This window comes from Streptomyces canus (assembly GCF_030815415.1).
Taxonomy (GTDB): Bacteria; Actinomycetota; Actinomycetes; order Streptomycetales; family Streptomycetaceae; genus Streptomyces; species Streptomyces canus_F.
In genome coordinates this window covers 5,471,276-5,488,718 of the sequence record NZ_JAUSWW010000001.1, presented here as the reverse complement: position 1 = coordinate 5,488,718, position 17,443 = coordinate 5,471,276, and the positions used below count along the sequence as shown (strand labels likewise).

Annotated in this window: 17 protein-coding genes; 8 read left to right on the top strand and 9 right to left on the bottom strand. The window is 70.4% G+C overall.

The annotated features are described in order from the left end of the window. The first annotated feature begins 186 nt into the window (after nt 1–186). The 7 genes from QF037_RS25455 (at nt 187) to QF037_RS25425 (ending at nt 7,456) form a co-directional block, all read left to right on the top strand. A complete protein-coding gene (locus tag QF037_RS25455) occupies nt 187–1,344 on the top strand; it encodes a S1C family serine protease (protein ID WP_307028939.1) in 1,158 nt (385 codons plus the stop codon). 28 nt (nt 1,345–1,372) lie between these two features. Beyond that, on the top strand, nt 1,373–1,549 hold the full coding sequence (locus tag QF037_RS25450; protein ID WP_307028937.1) for a hypothetical protein: 177 nt from the start codon (nt 1,373–1,375) through the stop codon (nt 1,547–1,549). A gap of 90 nt (nt 1,550–1,639) precedes the next feature. After that, nucleotides 1,640–2,377: a response regulator transcription factor gene (locus QF037_RS25445; protein WP_307028935.1), complete on the top strand. Its 738-nt coding sequence runs from the start codon at nt 1,640–1,642 to the stop codon at nt 2,375–2,377. Beyond that, a complete protein-coding gene (locus QF037_RS25440; RefSeq protein WP_307028933.1) occupies nt 2,374–3,828 on the top strand; it encodes a sensor histidine kinase in 1,455 nt (484 codons plus the stop codon). The genes QF037_RS25445 and QF037_RS25440 overlap by 4 nt, the downstream gene beginning before the upstream one ends. 133 nt (nt 3,829–3,961) lie before the next feature. After that, entirely contained in the window at nt 3,962–4,819 is an 858-nt protein-coding gene (locus QF037_RS25435; RefSeq protein ID WP_307028931.1) for a hypothetical protein, read from the top strand. Between the two features lie 89 nt (nt 4,820–4,908). Further along, nucleotides 4,909–6,963, top strand: a complete 2,055-nt coding sequence (locus tag QF037_RS25430; RefSeq protein ID WP_307028929.1) for a pectinesterase family protein — start codon at nt 4,909–4,911, stop codon at nt 6,961–6,963. A 46-nt stretch (nt 6,964–7,009) separates the two neighbouring features. Then, the gene (locus QF037_RS25425; RefSeq protein WP_307028927.1) at nt 7,010–7,456 is read left to right on the top strand and encodes a hypothetical protein; all 447 of its coding nucleotides are present in this window, start codon (nt 7,010–7,012) and stop codon (nt 7,454–7,456) included. Here the strand turns inward: QF037_RS25425 and QF037_RS25420 are convergent. The 4 genes from QF037_RS25420 to QF037_RS25405 form a co-directional block, all read right to left on the bottom strand. Then, entirely contained in the window at nt 7,374–9,170 is a 1,797-nt protein-coding gene (locus QF037_RS25420; RefSeq protein ID WP_307028926.1) for an ABC transporter ATP-binding protein, read from the bottom strand. The genes QF037_RS25425 and QF037_RS25420 overlap by 83 nt on opposite strands. Nucleotides 9,171–9,252: 82 nt before the next feature. Further along, the gene (locus tag QF037_RS25415; RefSeq protein ID WP_277349581.1) at nt 9,253–9,378 is read right to left on the bottom strand and encodes a hypothetical protein; all 126 of its coding nucleotides are present in this window, start codon (nt 9,376–9,378) and stop codon (nt 9,253–9,255) included. Between the two features lie 47 nt (nt 9,379–9,425). After that, nucleotides 9,426–9,548, bottom strand: coding sequence for a hypothetical protein (locus tag QF037_RS25410; RefSeq protein ID WP_307028924.1), 123 nt, complete (start codon nt 9,546–9,548; stop codon nt 9,426–9,428). Nucleotides 9,549–9,770: 222 nt separating this feature from the next. Further along, nucleotides 9,771–11,579 carry a bifunctional metallophosphatase/5'-nucleotidase gene (locus tag QF037_RS25405; protein WP_307028922.1) on the bottom strand — a complete coding sequence of 603 codons (1,809 nt, stop codon included), beginning with the start codon at nt 11,577–11,579 and terminating at the stop codon, nt 9,771–9,773. Between the two features lie 158 nt (nt 11,580–11,737). On the opposite strand from QF037_RS25405, the gene mshD reads away from it, so the two are divergent. Then, nucleotides 11,738–12,664, top strand: a complete 927-nt coding sequence (gene mshD, locus QF037_RS25400; protein ID WP_307028920.1) for a mycothiol synthase — start codon at nt 11,738–11,740, stop codon at nt 12,662–12,664. A 220-nt stretch (nt 12,665–12,884) separates the two neighbouring features. Here the strand turns inward: mshD and QF037_RS25395 are convergent, their stop codons facing one another. The 5 genes from QF037_RS25395 to QF037_RS25375 form a co-directional block, all read right to left on the bottom strand. Beyond that, complete coding sequence (locus QF037_RS25395; protein ID WP_307028918.1) at nt 12,885–13,565, bottom strand: ABC transporter; 681 nt, start codon at nt 13,563–13,565, stop codon at nt 12,885–12,887. 43 nt (nt 13,566–13,608) lie between these two features. Then, nucleotides 13,609–15,126, bottom strand: a complete 1,518-nt coding sequence (locus QF037_RS25390; RefSeq protein WP_307028916.1) for an ABC transporter permease — start codon at nt 15,124–15,126, stop codon at nt 13,609–13,611. Beyond that, nucleotides 15,123–15,983 carry an ABC transporter ATP-binding protein gene (locus tag QF037_RS25385; protein WP_307028914.1) on the bottom strand — a complete coding sequence of 287 codons (861 nt, stop codon included), beginning with the start codon at nt 15,981–15,983 and terminating at the stop codon, nt 15,123–15,125. The genes QF037_RS25390 and QF037_RS25385 overlap by 4 nt, the downstream gene beginning before the upstream one ends. Further along, nucleotides 15,980–16,792 carry a zf-HC2 domain-containing protein gene (locus QF037_RS25380; RefSeq protein ID WP_307028912.1) on the bottom strand — a complete coding sequence of 271 codons (813 nt, stop codon included), beginning with the start codon at nt 16,790–16,792 and terminating at the stop codon, nt 15,980–15,982. Before QF037_RS25380 ends, QF037_RS25385 begins: the two co-directional genes overlap by 4 nt. 70 nt (nt 16,793–16,862) lie before the next feature. Beyond that, entirely contained in the window at nt 16,863–17,411 is a 549-nt protein-coding gene (locus tag QF037_RS25375) for an RNA polymerase sigma factor (RefSeq protein WP_307028910.1), read from the bottom strand. Between the last annotated feature and the right edge of the window lie 32 nt (nt 17,412–17,443).

The window sequence follows — 17,443 nt, the reverse complement described above, 5'->3', positions numbered from 1 at the left end:
TGGTCGCGCCCCGCGGCGGAGCCGCAGATCGATACAGCCCCGCGCCCCTGGTGGGCTTCTATGAAGCTTGTCTGAGAGGCTCCCGCCCGCTCCCTGGTCCGGCTTTATATCGGGCGAACGAGGTTCTCGCGGCGTTCTCAGGGAGCACTCAGGGAGCTCTCATGGTGGGGCGACAAGCTCAGTGCCATGACCGAGAGCTTCCGCCGCGACGGCGAGTACGAGCAGTACGCGAACCCCTACCAGGGCGCCCAGCAGCACGCCTCCTCCCCCGTGAACCCGGAGTGGCCGCCCCCGCCGGCGCAGCCGCCCGCGCCGCAGCCGGTGACCGTCGAGCCGGGTACGACCGTGTGGTCGGCCCAGCAGCAGGCGGCCTACGCCACGTCCGCTGACGGCGGCGACGGCAACGGCAACGGCGGCGGTACGGCTCTCCTCACCGCGGCACCGGCGGAGCCTGCCGCGCCGAAGAAGCGGACCCGGGGTCCCCTCGCCCTCCTCGCCGCCGTGGCGATCGTCGCCGCGGCGATCGGCGGCGGTACGGCCTACGGCATCCAGGAACTCACCGGCAACGACACGGTCACCTCCAGCAGCACCAGCACCAACGTCATCCCGTCCTCCGCCAAGGGCACGGTCTCCGGGGTCGCCAAGGCGGTCAGCCCGAGCATCGTCGAGATCAACGCGACGCTGAGCAACGGCTCCTCCACCGGCTCCGGCGTGATCATCACCGGCGACGGCGAGATCATCACCAACAACCACGTCGTCTCCGGCGCCTCCTCGATCAAGGTCTCGACGAGCGACGGCAAGGAGTACACGGCCAAGGTCGTCGGCACCGACAGCGCCAAGGACCTCGCCCTGATCAAGCTGGAGAACGCCTCCGGGCTGACCCCCGCGACCCTCGGCAACTCCGACGGTGTCCAGGTCGGCGACGAGGTCGTGGCGATCGGCTCCCCCGAGGGCCTGACCGGCACCGTCACCAGCGGCATCGTCTCGGCGCTCGACCGCGACGTGACCGTCTCGACCGACGAGAGCCAGAGCCAGGGCGGCCAGGGCGGCGGCAGCGGGCAGTGGCCGTTCGAGTTCGGTGGCCAGGAGTTCAACGGCGACACCGGTTCGTCCACGACGACGTACAAGGCGCTCCAGACCGACGCGTCCCTGAACCCCGGCAACTCCGGCGGCGCGCTGATCGACATGAACGGCAACATCGTCGGCATCAACTCGGCGATGTACTCGGCCGCGGACTCCACCTCCTCGTCCAGCGCCGGCAGCGTCGGCCTCGGTTTCGCCATCCCGATCAACACCGTCAAGGCCGACCTGGCGAAGCTGCGGGCCGGCGGCAGCGACAGCTGAACCACCTCTGAGCAGCAAGGAGTACGTCATGATCAAGCAGGTTTCCCACCCGGTGGCCGACGACGACCCGGCCGGCTTCGCCCTCGCGCTGGCAGTGGCGTACGAACTCGACGCGCCCACCGCGGCGGTCCGCGCCCCCGAGATCTCGACCGCGGCCGCCCGGCACGCGGCGAGGGTCGCCCGGCGTCGTACGGTTCGCGGCTGATCCACACCGTGTTCGACCCCGCCGCACCGAAACATGCGAGGCTGAGAGCGACCCAGCCCCGTCCCACCGCACCCCGAGGAACCGCGAGCGATGAGCCCCGCCGATGGCGACCGTGACCCCCAGCGCATCCTGATCGTCGACGACGAGCCGGCCGTGCGCGAAGCACTTCAGCGCAGCCTCGCCTTCGAGGGGTACGACACCGAGGTCGCGGTCGACGGCGCGGACGCGCTGGAGAAGGCGACGGCGTACCAGCCGGACCTGGTGGTCCTCGACATCCAGATGCCGCGCATGGACGGCCTGACCGCCGCGCGGCGCATGCGGGGCGCGGGCACGACGACGCCGATCCTGATGCTGACGGCTCGGGACACGGTCGGTGACCGGGTGACGGGTCTCGACGCCGGCGCCGACGACTACCTGGTCAAGCCGTTCGAACTGGACGAGCTGTTCGCGCGGGTCCGTGCGCTGCTGCGGCGCAGCTCCTACGCTGCGGCGAACGCGGGGGCCGCTGTTCAGGAGGACGAGGCGCTGACCTTCGCGGACCTCCGCATGGATCTGGCGACGCGGGAGGTGACCCGTGCCGGGCGCCCGGTGGAGCTGACCCGTACCGAGTTCACGCTGCTGGAGATGTTCATGGCGCATCCGCGCCAGGTGCTGACCCGTGAGCAGATCCTCAAGGCGGTCTGGGGCTTCGACTTCGAGCCGTCGTCGAACTCCCTCGACGTGTATGTGATGTACCTGCGCCGCAAGACGGAGGCGGGCGGAGAGCCTCGGCTCGTGCACACGGTGCGTGGCGTGGGGTACGTGTTGCGGCAGGGCGGGGCCGAGTGAACAGGGTTCTGCACCGGTTCCGGACGCTTCCCATCCGGGCGCGGCTGTCGTTGCTGGTCGCGGCGGCGGTGGCGTTCGCGGTGGCGGCGGTTTCGGTGACCTGTTGGTTCATCGTGCAGGGGAAGTTGTACGAGCAGGTGAACAACGATCTCGAGAAGATGCTCGGGCGTGGCGTGGGCCCGGACGGCGTGATCGTTTGCGCCACCTCCTCGCAGTCAAGCAACTCCGACAAGGACGAGTTCCAACCCCGGAACGGCTATGTGCAGCTCGTCAGGGAAGACGGTACGACCTGCGTCCCCCGGTACTCCGAAGGCACGGTCAAGGTCACGGACTCAGACAAGAGCGTGATCAGCAGGGCCGACCCCGACAGGGGGATCTATCGCAACGGCACGGATGAGGACGGCAATGCGGTCCGTGTATTGACCGTCTACAAGGGCATCGACCAGGTCACCTCGAAACCGGCCGCCCTCATGGTCGCGACCTCTCTCAAGGGCACCCAGTCCACGCTCAACGAACTCGCCCTCATCCTCCTCCTCGTCTCCGGCGTTGGAGTCCTCGGTGCCGGAGCCGCCGGGCTCGCCGTGGCCCGCGCGGGGCTTCGTCCTGTCGACAAGCTCACCGAGGCCGTCGAGCACGTGGCGCGTACCGAGGACTTGAGTGTCCGTATCCCCGTCGAGGAGGACTCCGAGGACGAGGTGGCCCGGCTCTCGCGGTCGTTCAACTCGATGACCTCGTCCCTCGCCAGCTCCCGTGAGCTCCAGCAGCAGCTGATCGCGGACGCCGGCCACGAACTCCGTACCCCCCTCACCTCCCTCCGCACCAACATCGAGCTCCTGACCCGCAGTGAGGAGACCGGTCGCCCCATCCCCGAGGCGGACCGCAAGGCGCTGCTCGCCTCGGTGAAGGCGCAGATGACCGAACTGGCGGCTCTCATAGGCGACTTGCAGGAGCTGTCGAGGTCGGAGGGGCAGCGGGGGGAACGTGTGCAGGTCGTCTCGCTGGAGGACACCGTCGAGTCCGCCCTGCGTCGCGCGCGGCTGCGCGGACCCGAGCTGACCATCGACGCCGACCTCCGGCCCTGGTACGTCCGTGCCGAGCCCGCCGCTCTGGAACGTGCCGTGGTCAACATCCTCGACAACGCCGTGAAGTTCAGCCCCGAGGGCGGCTCGGTCGAGGTCCGGTTGACCTCCGACGGCACCCTCACCGTCCGCGACCACGGCCCCGGCATCGCCGAGGACGAACTCCCGCACGTCTTCGACCGTTTCTGGCGCTCACCGAGCGCCCGCGCGCTCCCCGGTTCGGGCCTCGGTCTCTCCATCGTCGCCCGCACGGTGGAGCAGGCCGGCGGTCAGGTGACGCTGGGGCACGCGCCGGGCGGCGGCACCATCGCGACCGTGCACATGCCGGGTGCGCCCACTCCTCCGCCGGAGAATCCTGCTGCTGGACAGTGACGGCCAAGCTGTCAATGTCCTGTCAAAGCTCCCGCGTTTTCGACCCTACTCACGGGTTCTCTGCCACCTTCCTGAGCTGTCGAACAGATGCCCCACGCATCTGCCCTCAACGCTCAGGAGTGAAGAACCCCCCATGCGCACGTTTCGCACATCGACTCTGAAGAAGAGCGCCCTGGCCGCCGCGTCCGTGGCCCTCGCCGTCACCGGACTGCTGGCCGGCTCCGGCACCGCGCAGGCCGCCGGCCCCGGCGGCGCCCAGAACGTCCGGGGCGTGGACCCCGGGAACACCGACGTCATGCTCGACCGGCTGTGCGGCCAGGAGACCAGCCTGACCGGGGTCTACGGCGCCTACAACGTCGACACCGGCGAGTTCAAGACCCGGGACGAGTACCTGCGGGATGTCGTCGGGCTGTGGGTGCCCGCCGGACCGTGGGAGCTGTTCCGCGGCTGGTGCGGGTACGCGCAGGCGTCCACCTGGTCGGTCAAGGGCGAGCCCGTCCGCACCTCGGAGTGGACCGGCAACCACGGCACGACGGAGGACAAGGTGACCTTCGTCAGCGGCTACAGCACCAAGACGTTCGCCAAGAAGAGCGTCGGCGCCAACATCAGCCTCTCCCTGGCCAAGAGCATCTTCTCCGGCACCGTGGGCGGCAGCGCCGGCTACGAGTGGGGCTGGGAGAAGAGCTCGTCCTTCGAGCGCCGCAGCGAGAAGTCGATACCGCCGTGCACCCAGGTCGCGACGACCTGGACGCCGTACCAGCGGGTGGTCCGCGTGAACCCGGTCTTCTACGTCGAGGACTACCAGTGGAACAAGGGCGACGGCGAGGTCACCGCGCACACCTGGCGTGGCCGGGACGCGAGCTGGAAGACGATCTACTCGTACGGCTACTACATCGACGGCGTCTCCGACAAGCTCCTGCCCAACGGCCAGCCGGACGGCCGTGAGGACAAGTGGCAGGAGAACCTCGACCCCAAGTCCTGCGCCAAGTAGCCGAACTGGCCGATTCGCGCGGCAACCTTCCGTGCGGGGGCGGCGACTGCACTGCGGTCCCTACCCCCGCACGGAACGGAATCCCCCCCATGAGTGAGATCCGCGGCAAGGCCCGCCACCGCCGGAGGAAGACAGCCCTCGCGGTGAGCGTCCCGCTCGCTCTGACCGCCGCCGGCGTCACGGCGTACGGCTACCTCCCGGGCACCCAGTCCCACGCGTCCGCCGCCACCGCCGCGGCCCCCGCGTGGGCGACCGCCACCGCCGACGGCTTCGCCTCGGTCAACGCGCTGGGGCAGAACGGCACTTACGGAGGGCGCGACGGGCAGATCGTCACCGTCAAGACGCTCGCCGACCTGGAGAAGTACGCGACCGCGGCCGAACCGTACGTGATCGTCGTCGCCGCGACCATCAACATGAACCCGGTCGGCAAGGAGATCAAGGTCCAGTCCGACAAGACCATCGTCGGGGCCGGGACCTCCGGGCACATCGTCGGCGGCGGGTTCTTCCTCGGGTCCGGCGTGCACAACGTGATCATCCGGAACCTGACCATCCGGGACGCCTATCAGGGCATCTGGAACGACAAGGACCACGACTTCGACGCCGTCCAGATGGACGGTGCCCATCACGTCTGGATCGACCACAACGATCTGCGGCACATGGCCGACGGGCTCATCGACGTCCGCAAGGACAGCACCTATGTGACCGTCTCCTGGAACAAACTCAGCCAGGACAACAAGGCGTTCGGCATCGGGTGGACGGAGAACGTCGTCACCGACATCACCATCCACCACAACTGGATCCGCGAGACCGAGCAGCGCAACCCGTCGACGGACAACGCCGCCCACGCGCACCTCTACAACAACTTCCTCGAGGACGTCGCCGACACCGACATCAAGTCGTCGTACGGCAATTACTCGCGCGGCGCCACCAAGATGGTCCTGGAGAACTCCTACTTCCAGGGCGTCAACAACCCCGTCATCAAGGACAGCACCGCGACGATCGTGCAGAAGGGGAACACCTTCGTCGGCACCAGCGGGCGCAACGAGAGCGGGGGCACGGCCTTCACCCCCGGCTCCTACTACAGCTACACCCTCGACAAGACCGCCGACGTGCCGAGCCTGCTGAAGTCCGGTGCGGGGCCGCGCGGTTCGATCGGTACGACGGCCACGACCACGGCCGCCACTGCCGCCGCCACCCTCACCGTCGCCAAGGACGGCAGCGGGCAGTACTCGACCGTGCAGGCCGCGGTGAACGCCGTACCGGCCAACAACCCCTCCCGCGTGGTGATCTCGGTGAAGCCGGGGACCTACCGCGAGCTGGTCAAGGTGCCGTCCAACAAACCGCACGTCACCATCCAGGGGGCGGGCGGCAGCCGTAAGGACACGGTGATCGTCTACAACAACGCGTCGGGCACACCCAAGCCCGACGGCTCCGGCACCTACGGCACCGGCGGCAGCGCCACCGTCGCCGTCGAGGCCGACGACTTCCAGGCCCGCAACCTGACCATCTCCAACGACTTCGACGAGGCCAGCCACCAGGACATCGCGGGCCAGGCGGTCGCCCTGCGGACCGCCGCCGACAAGGTGTTCCTCGACGGGATCATCGTCAGCGGCGACCAGGACACCCTGCTCGTGGACACCGCGGCGAAGGACAAGCTGGGCCGGGTCTACATGACCAACTCCTACGTCATCGGCAACGTCGACTTCATCTTCGGCCGGGCCACCACGGTGATCGACAAGTCGGTCATCACCCTGAAGAAGCGCTGGAACGGCACCTCGGCCGGTTACGTCACCGCGCCCAGTACCGCCGCCGACCGCAAGGGCATCCTCATCGCCAACTCGACGGTGAACGGGGACGTCTCCGCCGCGAGCTTCTACCTGGGCCGCCCCTGGCACGCCGGCGGCGACACGACCCTCGACCCGCAGACCACGGTCCGGAACACGTCGTTGAGCGCCGCGATCAGGTCCACGCCGTGGACCGACATGAGCGGCTTCTCCTGGAAGGCCGACCGGTTCGCCGAGTACAAGAACACCGGCGCCGGTTCCGGCAGCGCGAGCGGCGACCGGCCCCAGCTGACCGACTCCCAGGCCACCGGCCAGGAGGTCGCGGACTGGCTCGGCGGCTGGACGCCGACCGCTTCCTGACCCACGGGTCCCCGTCCTACGATCATCCCGACCACGGGGAGGGATCATGGGCGGGGACATCATCAGGGAGTACCGCAGACAGGGGCCGGCGTGGAAGCCCCTCGGCGCCGTCGCGCTCTTCTTCGCGGCCGGCGTCGGGGAAGTACTGCTCAACGGGGTGCCGTTCCGGCCCGCGGTGGCCCTGGTGACCGTCCTGCTGCTCTCCAACGGCTGGATGGCGATTGCCCTGCTGCGGGCCCGTACCGTCGTACGGCCCGGCGGGATCACCTCGTACAGCGCCCTGCGCGTGCGGAAGTGGACCTGGCACGACATCCAGGACCTGCGCGTCGAGAACGCTCCGCAGGAGTCCAGTCTCCGGTTCATCACCTGCCTGTACGAGACGGTGGGGCGCCGGACCGTGCTGCCCTTCGTCAACGACCGGTGTGTGACGGACCTGCACGCCGAGACCGAGTTCCTGCGGGGTGTCCTGGCGGGTGGTCGGGGGGTGGCATAGCCAGCCGGGCGTATGTCCCGCCGCGCTCCACGAGTTCGTCGTGCGTGCCGACCTCGACCAGCCGGCCCTCGTCCACGACGAGGACGCGGTCGGCGTCGGGGGCGAGGCTCAGATCGTGGGTGATCATGATCGTCGTACGGCCGGACATCAGGTGGCGCAGCGGCTTCATGATGCGGCGGGCGGCCACCGAGTCGAGGCCAGTGGTGGGTTCGTCGAGGATCAGGACGGGGGCGGCGCGCAGCATCGCGCGGGCGATGGCGATCCGCTTGAGCTGGCCGCCGGAGAGGGCGGCGGTGCCGGGGGCGATGACGGTGCCGTAGCCGCCGGGGAGTTCGGCGATGAACTCGTGCGCCGCGGCAGCCCGCGCGGCCCGCCCGATGTCCTCGTCGGTGGCGCCGGGGCGGCCGCACTCGATGTTCTCGCGGATCGTGCCGTGCAGGACGAGCGTCTCCTGCGGCAGCAGCGCCACGTTCTCGCGCAGGAATTCCAGGGGTACGTCGGTCAGCGGGACGCCGTCCAGGCAGAGCACTCCGGACGAGGGGTCGTAGAAGCGGAGCAGCAGCTTGGCGAGGGTGGACTTGCCGGCGCCGCTCGGGCCGGTGACGAGGACGAGTTCGCCGGGGGCGGCCTGGAAGGTGACGTCGTGCAGGGAGTCCCTGGCGGCGCCGGGGTAGCGGAAGCCGGCGCCGTGGACGCTGACCCAGCCGCGTACCGGCCAGTCCCGGACCGGTTCGGCGGGGTCGGTGACGGCGGGTTCGGCGTCGAGGATCTCGTTGAGCCGCTGGGCGCCCGCGGTGGCGGCGGTGAGGGTGAGGCCGAGCTGGCCGAGGTTGCGGACCGGTGGGTAGAGGTAGCCGATGAACGCGGCGAAGGCGAGGAGCCGGCCGAGGGTCATGCGGTCGGCGGAGATCTCCCAGACGCCGAGTCCGATGACGGCGAGGACGCAGACCGTCTCGACGACCTCGACGAACTGTTCGTACATCTCGCTGAGCCGTGCCCCGCGCACGGATGCCTTCATCCAGGCGCGGGCCTCGCGGTCGAGCCGCTTCTCCTCGTCGGCGCGGCGGTTGTAGGCCTGGGTCAGCACCACATTGCCGAGGGACTCCTCGACGACGGAGGTGATGGCGCCGTCGGCGGTCCGCTCGTCCTGGGAGGCGCTCCTGATGCGGCCGGCGAAGCGGCGGGCGGCCAGCAGGAACAGGGGGGCGAGGACGAAGGTGACGAGGGCCAGGTCCCAGCGCAGATACAGGGCGGCGGCGGAGTAGAAGACGGCGGAGAACGCGGCGGCGACGGTGCCGACGACCCCGGACACCACCATCTGCTCGATGGCCTCGACATCACCGGTGAGACGTTCGACGAGGTCGCCCTGGCGGTGCTTCTGGAAGAAGTGCGGGGGCAGGTCCTGGACGTGCCGGAACACCTTGGCCCGCAGGCGGAGCACGAACCTCTCCGCGGTCCAGGCGGCGAGCGAGTTGCCGAGGTAGCCGACCAGCGCGCCGAGCGCGGCGACGGCGAGCCAGGCGCCGGCCGGGCCCCAGAAGGCGGACAGTGAACCGGCCTTCAGGGCGGTGTCGGTCAGCTCCGCGAACAGCAGGATCGAGGCGGTCTCGGCGAGCGCGGACACCACCACGCACCCGACGATGGCCACCAGCCACCTGCGGTCGCCGCGGGTCAGCGGCCAGAAGCGGCGGAAGGCCTCGCGGACTTCCCTCATGGTTGCTCCCTTGAAGTACGGGCGGACATGCCCGAGGCGGGGCCACCGAGTCCTGTCGGTGGCCCCGCCTCGCGATTCGGCGTCAGCAGCCCTTGCGGGATACCGGACGGGCGGCCGCCTTCTTCTGCTGAGGAGCCTTCTTCTTCGGGGCCGGGGCGGCGGGCTTGGTGTTCTTCTTGGCGACGGGGGCGATCTTGTGGAAGCTCATGGGAATTACCTCTCCAGTTATCAGGTTCAGATGATGCGGGGCTTATTTCAGTTCTCATGGGAGACCGGGCGTCGTCGCGGAGTCACCTTCTTCACCTGGGCCTTCTTCTTAGGGGCCGGGCCGGGCTTGGGAGCCTTCTTGGCGACGGGGGCGACCTTGTGGAAGCTCATTTCCTTCTCCTTTGTGTTGTCCGGTGCCGTTCGCTTTCGACATGGAAAACACTACGGGACCGCAAACCCGGAAAAGGCCGATTCCGCTTAGACCTCGATGAATTGCAGCTGAGACCATTTTTCAGGCGGCGCCCGGAACCAATTCGCCACTCACACAGGTTTTAATACGCGAAGAGGCGGCCGCGTCGATATGACGCGACCGCCTCTTACCAACCCAGGGGGCTACTTCAGGATCGTGATCCGGTTCGCGGCCGGAGGTGCGATCGGGCTCGTGGCCGAGGAGTTGGCCAGGAGGTACTGCTCAAGGGCCGCCAGGTCGTCCGTGCCGACGAGGTCGTTGGTGCCCAGGCCCAGCGTGGTGATGCCGTCGCCGCCGCCCGCGAGGAAGCTGTTGGTCGCGACGCGGTAGGTGGCCGCCGGGTCGATGGCCGTGCCGTTCAGCTTGACGGAGTCGACGACGATCCGGTCGGCGCCGGTCTTCGTGAGGTCCAGCGTGTACGTCAGGCCCGACGAGGGCTGAAGGATCTTCGGCGAGGCCGCGTTGCTGCCGCTCACCTGCTCCTGGAGGACCTTGATCAGCTGGGCGCCGGTGAAGTCCTGAAGGTTCACGGTGTTGGAGAACGGCTGCACGGTGAAGCCCTCGGCGTAGGTCACCACGCCGTCGCCCTCGGCCCCCTTGGCCACATAGGTGAGGCCGGCCCGCACACCGCCCGGGTTCATCAGCGCGAGGTCGGTCTCCGGGTCGAGCTGCTTGCCGTAGGCGAGCTGCGCGTCGGCGATGAGGTCACCCATCGGGGACTCGGTGCCGGTGGACGGGATGTCGGCGGAGATGTAGCCGATCGCGCGGTTGCCGATGGGCGCCGCGAGGGTGTTCCACCGGCTGATCAGCTCGGTCATGTCCGTCGCCTTGGCGACCGTCCGGGTGACCACGTGGTTCGCCGACTTCACGGCCGTACGGGCGATGTCACCCGTCCACCGGTCGTACGTCAGCGTGGTGTCCGTGTAGAGACGGCCGAAGGACGCGGCCGAGGTGACCGTGCGCGGGTTGCCCGCCGGGTCGTTGATGGTGCAGGCGTAGGCGGCGTGGGTGTGACCCGTCACCAGCGCGTCGACCTGCGGGGTGATGTTCTTGGCGATGTCCACGATCGGGCCGGAGATGCCGTCGCCGGCGCCCGGGGCGTCGCAGTCGTAGTTGTACGAGGCCGAGGCCGGGGCCCCGCCCTCGTGGATGAGGGCCACGATCGACTTCACGCCCTGGCGCTGGAGCTCCTTGGCGTACTTGTTGATCGTCTCGACCTCGTCCTTGAACTTCAGGCCCTTGACGCCCTCCGCGGAGACGACGCCCGGGGTGTCCTCCAGGGTGACGCCGATGAAGCCGACCTTGACGCCGTTCTTCTTCCACACCCAGTAGGGCTTGAGGATCGGCTTGCCGGTCTTCTCGTTCAGGACGTTGGCCGCCAGGTAGGGGAAGTTCGCCCCCTCGAACTCCTCGTCCGTGTAGCAGCCGGCGGTCGGGTGACAGCCGCCCTTCTGCAGACGGGCCAGTTCCTTGGCGCCCTCGTCGAACTCGTGGTTGCCGACGGAGGTGACGTCCAGGTCGAGGCCGTTGAGCGCCTCGATGGTCGGCTCGTCGTGGAAAAGTCCCGAAATGAGCGGAGAAGCACCGACCATGTCGCCGCCGGCGGCGGTGATGGAGTACTTGTTGCCCGCACGCGCCTCGCGCAGGTGCGTGGCGAGGTACTCGACACCACCGGCGTCGATGGTCTTCGTCGTGCCGTCCGCCTGGAGTTCGGTCACCCGACCGGACGAACCGGACGGCGGCTCCAGGTTGCCGTGCAGGTCGTTGAAGGACAGCAGCTGCACGTCCTGGTAACGACTGGGCGCCTTACCACCCGACTTGCCCGACTCGCCCGCCGCGGCCGTCGAGGGCAGCGCGGCGGCGAGAGCGCCGACGGTCGCGAGACCGGCGGCTGCGGCAAGGAGACGGACGGTCCGTCTGCGGCGATGGTGCGGCTGGGATATGGCTGGCATACGCCCCCCTGTGGGATGTCTGAATCACGTGGGCCCCGTCCGGCGCAGCCTAGAGTCAACGCGCGTAGCGCGACAGGGGTTTCCTGGTTACATCCTGGTTTCCCTTTGCCCTTTCCTTTGCCGCCACTTTGCGGGGTCCTCCCCGTACCCTCATACGCATGACCAGCGACGACACCGCACGGCATGGCACTTCCCGCTCGATCGACACCTACTCGGCGCTCTCTCCTGACCGGACCGAAGCGGTGCTGGCGCTCCTCGCGGAGGCCGTGCGCAGCGACGGGCAGCAGGCGGTGTCGGAGCAGGGGCGGCTGCAGCTGCGCGGTGGCGCGCGCGAGGGAGTGTCCCATCTGCTGCTGACCCTCGACGACCAGCTCGTCGGCTACGCCCAACTGGAGGACACCGACCCGGTGGAGGCGCCGGCCGCGGAACTGGTCGTCCATCCCGCGCACCGCGGTCACGGCCACGGCCGGGCGCTGGGCTCCGCCCTCCTCGCCGCGTCCGGCAAGCGGCTGCGGGTGTGGGCCCACGGCGGCCACTCCGCGGCCCGGCATCTCGCCCAGGTCCTCGGTCTGACCCTGTTCCGCGAGCTGCGGCAGATGCGGCGGCCGTTGACGGGCCTCGAGCTGCCCGACCCCGTCCTCCCGGAGGGCGTGACGGTACGCACCTTCGTCCCCGGCCAGGACGACACGGCCTGGCTCGCCGTCAACGCCGCCGCCTTCGCCCACCATCCCGAGCAGGGCTCCCTCGTCCAGCGCGACCTCGACGCGCGCATGGCCGAGCCCTGGTTCGATCCGTCCGGGTTCTTCCTCGCCTTCCGCGGCGACGAGTTGATCGGCTTCCACTGGACCAAGGTCCACGCCACGGAGCAGCTGGGCGAGGTCTATGTCCTCGGTGTGAAGCCGGGTGCGCAGGGTGGGGGGCTCGGCAAGTCCCTCACCACGATCGGCCTGCGGCATCTGGCGGGGCAGGGGTTGCCCACGGCGATGCTGTACGTCGACGCGGACAACAAGGCGGCGGTGTCGGTGTACGAGCGGCTCGGGTTCGTGACGCATGAGACGGACCTGATGTACCGCACGGAGACGTGAGGCCGGGGGTGCGCGCCGGGCGGTTTTCGCCCCCGCCGCCCCTACCCGTCCCCTCCTCCAGGGGCTGCCGCCCCTTCGACCCCGCTCCCAGGGGGCGCCGCCCCCTGGACCCCCGCTCCGCAAACGCCGGAGGGGCTGGATTCACTGACGCCGGTCCGTGCAACTCAGCCCGTCCGGCGTTTGAGGACGAGGCCCCTTCAGGGCCGACAGGGGGGCGAGATCACGCGCCCGACGGACCGTCCCGCAGCGCTCGCCGTCTCAACCGCTCCGGCCCGCACGCCGCCCACACCACCGCCGCCCCCACCAGCACCCACACCCACCGCTCATGGGACGCCGCCCACCGCTCGTCCCGCACCGCCACGAACATCGCCCACCGCCCCGGCAGCGCCAGCGGCAACACGACCGCCGAGGTGAGTACCGCCGCGGCCACCGCCTGCCCCGGCTCCGACGCCTCGTTGAACCGCACGGCGACAGCGGCCGCCGCCAGGGCGAGCACAGAGGTCGCGGCGGCCTCCAGCGTGACATCGCCCACGGGAGGACGTATCTCACCCGGCACGAGGAGCATCGCCACCGTCCACGCCAGCGCCAGGAACGGGGCGACCATCGCCACCCGCAGCGCCTGCCGGAGCGGACGCGTCGTCGGCACCGAAGCGGTGGTCTCGCGGGCCGGGTCGTCCAGGAGGAACGCCAGGCCCAGCGCGAAGGCCAGCGCGGTCGCCCGCAGCAGATTCAGCGCCAGCCACTCGTCCCCGTCGATGAGCCACCGCGCCGCCCCCGCGAGCAACAGCCCCACACCCCCGGCGGCCCCCAACGCCCGCCACGGCAAGGTCCGCAGAACGGGACCCGGCAACACCCGCCACACCGCCGCACTCCGCACCCGCGCCTCCCCGGCCCCGCTCATCCCCACCCTCTCCGCCCTCTCCACTCGAACGCCGGCGCCCGTGTCAGTCACACGAGTCGGCCTTCACCTTGGCGTCCAAGCCGAGCAGTTCGGCCACCCGGGCGGTCGTCACCTTCGGTGCGGTCAGTTCCGACCACCGAGACTTCACCTTCGCCTCGATCTCGCCCCGCGGCCGCTCCAGCAACTCGCGGACCACCGTCGTCTGTCCCTCCGTCATCGACATCGAGTTCGTCGGGGACAGCACGATCGCCGAGCCGGTCACACTGTCGTCGAGGCGGACGCGCCTCAACTGGGTGATCGGGTCGGACTCCCAGGCCAGGGCGATCCACATGAGGGTGACCATGCGGCCGTCGCACAGTTCGCCCGCCGCGTTCTCGTCGCCCGCGATCAGTACGGCGGCGACGGCGGCCGAGAACTCGGGGACGCGGTTGCCGCCCCAGTTCGTGCCGACCGTCACCTGGTGGGCGGCCTTGGACGGGGGGATCGCCGCGTCGCCGTCGAGGCCGTAGGTGGCGTCTATCCGCTGGCGGACGAGAAGTCGCTGGTCGTGTGCCGTGCCGCCCGCCAGGGACTGCACCTGGTCCACGACCGAGGCCCAGTCCGCTGTGCGGCCCCGCCACTCCGGGAAGGCGCAGTACCGCGATCCGCCCCGCTCCACGCATGTCTGCACCTGCTCGGGGTGGAACGTCACCCGCTCCCGCGCCGCCGTCGTCTTCGCCGGCACTCCCTGTGCCTGGGCGGTCCCGCCCAGGACCGTCAGGGCCAGCGCTCCGACGAACAGGGCCCGTGCGGACCGCGCACGACCGCCGCCCAGCAGCACCGCGAGCAGCGCCAGGCTCAGCCCGAGGCCGGCGAGATAGACGGCGTGCCAGAGGGCGGGGCGGCCGATCAGGTCGGAGGGCAGGGTGTCGTTGCTCATCTCGCCCACCACCGGGTACAGCCAGCGGACCCAGCCGCCTTCGCCTCCCAGCCCCGTGCCGAGCACGAAGAGGAACAGGAAGACCACCAACAGCAGCGGAGCCGCGAAGGTCGAGGCCACCAGCCGGGCCATCAGCACGCCGACCGCCCCGAACAGCAGCACCGTCAGCGGCCCCACCAGCAGCTCGCCGACCGAACCGTGCCCGAGGGCACCGGACTTGAGGGCCTCCCAGCCGAACTGTCCCGTCACGCAGACCGCGGTGAGCAGGACGGCCGGCCCGACGGACAGCAGATGCGCCGCCGTACGCCGCCCCGCCCCCATCACCAGCACCCCGAAGTGGCGTTCCGTGTCCCGCCGCCCGGATCGCAGCACCGCCTGGTTCACGGCCAGCAGCACCGCGAGGCCGACCAGCAGCGGCCCGCCCTGTGTGGCACGGTCGACGTTCTGCAGGGCCGGATAGCCGTCCGCGTAGTCCTGGGCGTTCCACACGATCCAGGCGACGTAGACCAGGAAGCCGACGATCACCGGAAGGCTCATCAGCAGTCGACGCGCCTCGAATCGGGCGAGGGCGAACACCGCGGTCCAGGAGTCCCGTGACGCGGTCCGCTCGGCGGGCGGGGCCGCCTCCATCACCGCGCTCATGCCGCCACCTCCGCGCCCGCGCCGTCGAGGGTCAGCAGGTAGCCGTCCTCCAGGGTGGGTTCGAGGAGTTCGGCACCGGCGGGCGGGTCCCCCACGTTGCGGAAGGAGCCCGTGCCGGTGCGCCACCCCGCCTTCGCTCCCGGGTCGCGTTCCGTACTGCTCCACACCCGTCCTGCGGCCCGCGCGGTCAGTTCGGCGGGGGTGCCGTCGAAGCGCACTCCGCCGGTCGCCATCACCACGACCCGGTGGCAGAGCATCGCCACGTCCTCCGTCTGGTGGGTGGACAGCAGGACCGTCCGCCCTTCGCCCGCCCGGGCGATCAACTCACGGAACCGCATGCGCTGTTCGGGGTCGAGGCCGACCGTCGGTTCGTCCAGGACGAGGAGGCCCGGGTCGCCGACGAGCGCCGCGGCCAGCGCGACCCGCTGCCGCATGCCTCCGGACAGCTTCTTGATGCGCTTGGCGCGCACCTCGCCCAGGTCGACCTCGTCCAGCACCCGGCGCACCTCACGGTGGCGGGCGGCGCGATCCGTCAGCTCCTTCAGGATCGCCACGTAGTCGACGAACTCGAAGGCCGTGAAGTCCGGGTGGAAGCCGGGGGTCTGGGGCAGATAGCCGAGCCGGCGCCGCACCTCCTGCCGCCCGCGGGTGGTGCCCGGGTCGTGTCCGAGCACGGTGAAGGCGCCCCGGTCGGCGGGCACGGCGGTGGCCAGCACCCGCAACAGGGTGGTTTTTCCCGCCCCGTTGGGACCGAGCAGTCCGGTGACGCCCCGCGTCAGCCGCAGCGACACGTCGTCCAGGGCGCGTGTTCCGCCGTAGTGGAGGCTGAGCCCCGAGGCGGAGACGGTGGGTGTCATACGGCACTCCTGTGGGAGACGTCGAAACGGTCACGTGCGAGGTAGAGCAGTCCGACCGCGAGTGCGGCGACTGCGGCGGCGGCACCCTGGCCCGCCGCGGTGAACGGCACGAGCGGCCCGTCACCGCTCGCGTCCGCGACGATCAGCAGCGCGACCCACACCCCGCCGACGAGGGACGGCGCGAGGACCGGGCCCAGCCGGGGGGTCAGCGCGAGGCCGGTCGCGGTGAGGGCGAGCGCGGGCAGCAGCCAGGCCAGGGCGCGCAGGCCGTAGACGGGGAGCGCGAGCGTCGCCAGGCCGTTGAGGCCGAGGACGGTGGTGAGCACGGCGACGGTACGGATCATCAGCAACCGGAATCCGTGCACCGGACTGACGACCGCCATCTCGTACGTCGGGTCCAGCGCGGGCCCGTACGCCAGTGCCACACCCGCGAGCGGCAGCAGCGGGGCGAGGGCGAGGAACAGCGTCGGCGAGTCCGCCGAGTACACCGCCCCCACCGTCGTCGCCAGCACGAACACCACCGCCGCCAGCCACGACCGGCGCAGCACCGGGGTCGCCGCGAGCAGCCGCGCGGTGTGGTCGGCGACCCCGAGCCGCACCAGCAGTCCCTCGAACAGCCCCCGCTTGGGCGCGTCGAGTTCGGCGTCGAGGCGCTCCCAGCCGGCGTCCACGGAAGGCCCGACGGAGGCGAGCACCTCCCGGCACCGCGCACAGGAGACGAGGTGTGTGTCGGCGGACCAGAGCAGCGGGGGCGTCAGCTCACCCTGCGCATAGGCCCGTAGATCCTCTTCGGCCACATGCCATGTCATGCGGCCACCTCCTGTCCGTGCTCCCGGCCGTGCTCCCGGCCCCGCAGGCCCTGTTCGCTTACGTGCCTGCTCATGCCAGTGCCTCCCGCAGTTGCTTACGGGCCCGCATCGCCCGCGTCTTGACCGTGCCCGGCGGGATCCCCAGGACGACGGCCGCCTCGCGGGTGGTCAGCCCGTCGATGACCGTCGCCTGGAGGACCGCCCGGAGCTCGGGTGAGAGCCGGACCAGGGCGCCCGCGAGGTCTCCGTGCTCAACCCCCGCGAGCACGCGTTCCTCCGCGGACGCCTCGTCCCGGTGGCGCAGCCTGGCCAGGGCCTGCCGCAGCCTGCCCCGCGCCCCGTCGCCGCGCAGCGCGTCGACGAGCCGCCGCGAACCGATGCGCCACAGCCACCCGGCCGGGTCCCCGGCGACTCCGTCCTCGCGATAGCGGGCCTTGCCCCGCCAGATCGCGAGGAACGTCTCCTGCACCACGTCGTCGACGACCCCGGCGTCGGCGCACCGGCCCCGCAGCCTGGCTGTCAGCCAGGGCGCGAACCGCCGGTACAGCTCCTCGAAGGCGCGCCGGTCCCCGTCCGCCGCGGCCCGCAGCAGCTCCCCGTCGCTTCTCGTCTCGCTCACATCACCCTCATCGCACGAGCCCCGCCGATCGG